The organism is Tateyamaria sp. (genome assembly GCF_059783535.1).
The window spans coordinates 1-2,645 of the sequence record NZ_JBYNDP010000237.1 but is presented as its reverse complement, the minus strand read 5'-3'; the positions used below and the strand labels follow the sequence as shown (position 1 = coordinate 2,645).

The following is a 2,645-nucleotide window of genomic DNA, read 5'->3' as shown; positions in this document are numbered from 1 at the left end:
GAAGGCTTCAACGCCATCCTTGTCCCCGGCGGCTTTGGCGAGCGTGGCACCGAAGGCAAGATCAAGGCAGCCGAGTTCGCCCGCACCCGCAAGGTGCCGTACCTTGGCATCTGTCTCGGCATGCAAATGGCGGTGATCGAAGCGGCGCGCAACGTGGCTGGTCTGAAAACCGCAGGGTCCGAGGAATTTGACCACGAGGCCGGCAAGAAACGGTTTGAGCCGGTGGTCTACCACCTCAAGGAATGGGTGCAAGGCAACCACAAGGTCGAACGCAAGGTCGGCGACGACAAGGGCGGCACCATGCGACTAGGGGCCTATGACGCCACATTGACGGCAGGCAGCCGGGTCGCCGAAGCCTATGGCACCACGACGATCGACGAACGCCACCGCCACCGCTACGAGGTCGACATTAAGTACCGCGAGCAGTTGGAAAAGGCGGGGCTCAGCTTTTCGGGCATGTCGCCGGACGGCCGCCTGCCAGAGATCGTGGAATGGTCAGATCACCCGTGGTTCATCGGCGTGCAGTTCCATCCGGAACTGAAATCCAAGCCCTTCGATCCCCACCCGCTCTTCCAGGATTTCGTGCGTGCGGCCAAGGATATGTCGCGGCTGGTATGACCCCGAACCGGGCCTTGCCAAGGCAGCTAGTTGCCTGAAATACTTGGGGGAGTAACATTCACGGGCAGGTTCACCAGCGTAGCTAGATGGGCCAGTCCAGGCCGACCCCAAAGGCAAGCAGCAATGCCACGCGAATAGCGTACAAGATCACGATCACCCATAGGACCCGGACAAACCAGTCATAGCCAACCTGCCACTTTGATGGTTGGAAATTGGCTTTCCTGAGGTACTCGGCGGTCAACATCTCGAAGTATTCAAGGTCCATGTCCTTGTCTCGCACAGAGTCCAGACCAAGCTCCTCATAAAGGTCATTGATCGTGTCCGGCGTGGGTTGCGGCAGGTCAGGGAGGTTCTCTGGCAACAACTCATGGCTGCGTTCCCAGTCCTCAAGATGCTCAGCCTCAAAACGGCGCAGGACATCAGCACCGTCTTCATGTGGCGGGAAAACATAAACTGCACGTTCCGGGTCCGGCCCTGTCATGCGAAAGCATCGCACCGACCTCGCTTCCAGCGCACGCCCCAACATCTGCTCGACAAAAAACGCATCTGCCCACGGCCAGTCTGGTGCAAAGCTCTGCGTGACATCGAAATGCGCGGGTTCCACGTCCAACGTGCCAGCCTTCAAACGCCCCTTGGCGTGCAACGTCACAATCCCGTCCAGACCTTCTTCATCAACGACAACGTCATCGGCAAAACAGCTCAGCATGTCCGTCACCGTTTGCCGGTACGTACCGATATTGCGCAGACTGATGTAGACGGCCGTTTCCGTGTCCAGAGCCAGCAATACGGTATAGGTTTCGCCACGTTCGCTCCCCACGACAGGATCCAGAATACCGAATTCCCGGTCCAACGTGCCGATCACCTCGGCCACATCATCAAACAACGGTGCACTGAACAGACCCAGCGGTCTGTAGGCCGCTATACAAGCAGAAATGAAATCCTCTGGTCCGTCAGGAACCGGGCGTGAAGTCGGCATGCAAAAGGTCCATGTTGACGCGACTGTTCCGCGTCAAGATCGTGCACACCTGCTGATCTGACCACCAAAATCTCCAAACGCTTGCGCTTTGGGCGGATTTCGGTTGCGCGGTACTGCGGTTCCCTGCCTGACGGATGATACCCCGATCCGGCCACGCTTCGCGGCTGGTGGGACCGCAACAAGGGCGCGTACCGGAATTCATTCGCAAAACTCCCGCAAAATGAGTAGCATCTTCCGCATTTAACACGTTCAATTTCGGAGGGGACCCATGCCATTGTTTCAAGTGGGACACGATCGATACACCCCGGCGACAGACGAAGGCAGTTACTCAGCAATTGATCAACGCGCGCTTGCGCGGGTGGTCGGCAGTGTCGCAGTTGGCTTACCCGTCATCCTTTGGATCGCGTCCCACCTACCCTCGGACAATCCCTACATCGACACCTGCTTTCGCTACTCCATCAGCCATTTCTACTACGCACCGCTCTGGGGCACGGTTTTTACCGGTGCACTGTGCTTCATCGGTGCCTACCTCATCGTATACCGCGGCGAAGACAGACTGGGCGCCGAAAACCGGCTGGCAACATATGCCGGGATCGGAGCCTTCGGTATCGCCCTCTTTCCAACCAGCGGCTGGGGGTGCGACACCGAGGTTTTCGCGGCGCGGCCGAAACTGACCATGCGCCTTGTCGAAGGTGCGCCAACCCTGGACCGCACCTTTGATCCGACCACCGCGTTTCGACTTTTCGAATACGCAAGCGTCATCCACTACGCATCCGCTGCGGTCGTATTCTTCTTTCTCGCCTGGTTTTGCTTTTTTGTGTTCACAGCTGTCGAGGACCATCAACGCGATGCAAACGGAAGGCTGACAAAGATCAAGCTCATTCGGAACACCATCTACTATGCTGCGGGCACTGTCATCGTCCTTGCGATCCTTGCCATGGGCAGTGCTGCGTTGATCCCTTGGCTGACGGGCGTGCCTTGGTTGTGGTGGGATGTGGGCAACTGGACCTTCTGGTGCGAGGCCGCCGCGTTGATTGCCTTCGGCGTCTCC

4 protein-coding genes are annotated in these 2,645 nt (G+C 58.2%); 3 read left to right on the top strand and 1 reads right to left on the bottom strand.

All coding sequences use genetic code 11. From position 1 onward, the window contains the following. The coding region (locus AC6RA8_RS22065) for a glutamine amidotransferase-related protein (protein ID WP_500355928.1) at positions 1 to 618 on the top strand (618 nt) is incomplete at its 5' end. 82 nt (positions 619 to 700) lie between these two features. On the opposite strand, the gene AC6RA8_RS22060 is transcribed toward AC6RA8_RS22065, so the two are convergent. Then, complete coding sequence (locus tag AC6RA8_RS22060; RefSeq protein WP_500355926.1) at positions 701 to 883, bottom strand: hypothetical protein; 183 nt, start codon at positions 881 to 883, stop codon at positions 701 to 703. A gap of 126 nt (positions 884 to 1,009) precedes the next feature. Here AC6RA8_RS22060 and AC6RA8_RS22055 point away from each other — a divergent pair, with 126 nt between their 5' ends. Next, on the top strand, positions 1,010 to 1,585 hold the full coding sequence (locus AC6RA8_RS22055) for a hypothetical protein (protein WP_500355924.1): 576 nt from the start codon (positions 1,010 to 1,012) through the stop codon (positions 1,583 to 1,585). Between the two features lie 277 nt (positions 1,586 to 1,862). After that, on the top strand, positions 1,863 to 2,645 hold a 783-nt coding region (locus AC6RA8_RS22050), incomplete at its 3' end, for a hypothetical protein (protein ID WP_500355922.1).